Raw genomic sequence first — 1,503 nt, forward strand, 5'->3', positions numbered from 1 at the left:
CAAGTCCCATGATCATCTGAGAACTCTATCTTCTTTAAAGAAGATAAAAGGCATTATGCCTAATTTTTTGGATAATACAAGTTATTTTTTTGAAATTTATGTTTGTACAGGATGTTTTTTCATTTGAATAGCTTTATTGCACAAATTTTTCTATTCAATTAAAACTTGTTTATTGATGAATAAAGGAAATTAACCCATCACATCATGAATAAAGAAATCGACAACTTAAACATTACTGAAATAGATGCCTATCCCAAGATATTAAATAGACACCGATGCTATAAAACCACGATTCTGTATTTAGTAAATACTCATCGTTTAAGGTTAGACACCTTTTAATTGTAGAAGCATAGCTTGTAGCTGCCTTACCCACCTTAATACTCTCCCCGGTAATCTTCGGTTCGCTCTCAGCTCCGCCATTTGCAACATCTAACTATTAATAAAACTCGCTACTTCTTCATCATCGATCTGCTCAAAACCAGCGGAATTTAACTCACTCTTTATTTTTTCTATTTGGTTGACTCTTCCGATTAATTGCATTGCTGCATGAGTCTCGCTATCGTCAAAAACTCTGCAAAGCACAATATCGTTAGCGTTACTAAAAATAGAATTCACATTTTCACTTGAAATCCCATTTGTAGAATTATTAAAACAATCTAGTATGGATTGAGCGGATGTGTTTTTTGAGTTAAATACTAGAGATACATATCTATAGTGAGTAATTGAATTGAGAGGCAAACTTTTAATATCATTCGCCTCATTTTTTACTAAAGAATATACGCCTGTAGACTCATTCCTTATTAATACATCTCCCTCGCTAAACCCTTCTTTCAGTTGTTTCTTTAGTTTCAACTCCTGAACTTTTGAACCCGAAAAAGCTGTGCCAGTTGTTAGCCATTTAAAAACATATGGGAAAAAAGAGAGTAAAACAGGAAGAAAACTAGTCCATATTTTTGTCAGGCTATCGATATCCCGCTGCAAGATAGTGATAGTAGCTAAACTACTATCACCTGATTTTTTTGATTGTTCCCAAAGGTTTATACCTTCGTCGTACAAAAAAACTGGTTTCATTTTTAATCCTGCTTTATATAAGTATGGGAGTCAGCATTATTCTTTAAAGACTGCTTAATACCTTGAGCATTTCGCAGTTCACTGTTGAAATGAGAACCATGATTACCAAATTTATGTCCTAACGTATGCTCACGAATCGTAGCTGTACTTCCATCAGCAATCTTAAATTCGTAAACTCGCCCTTCAACATGACCTTGTTGGTCTCTAATTTTTTCGTGATACGTATTGCTTGGTTGCTGGCTTCTAGGTATTCCAGCTTTTTCCTTGGCCTCTCTAAATGCCGCTTTTCTAAAGAGAGTGCTATCTGCCCCTTTTGGAACAGTAGTCACAAACTCACGTATTTTACCTGCTTTATGGCTAGCTTGAGTTGTTTTCCCCGCTGCAACGCTTGCCTTAACATTCTCCACAATCATCTTTGGTGCAACAGCTTTA

At 35.4% G+C, this 1,503-nt stretch carries 2 protein-coding genes; both read right to left on the minus strand.

Going from position 1 to position 1,503, the window contains the following annotated elements; translation table 11 throughout:
- Positions 1–429: 429 nt before the first annotated feature.
- Positions 430–1,071, minus strand: a complete 642-nt coding sequence (locus tag M1V25_RS10190) for a hypothetical protein (protein WP_116963829.1) — start codon at positions 1,069–1,071, stop codon at positions 430–432.
- Positions 1,072–1,073: 2 nt separating this feature from the next.
- On the minus strand, positions 1,074–1,503 hold a 430-nt coding region (locus tag M1V25_RS10195; protein WP_498843211.1), incomplete at its 5' end, for an HNH/endonuclease VII fold putative polymorphic toxin.

Source organism: Candidatus Nebulibacter yamunensis, assembly GCF_024208055.1.
Lineage (GTDB): Bacteria > Pseudomonadota > Gammaproteobacteria > Francisellales > Francisellaceae > Caedibacter > Caedibacter lacustris.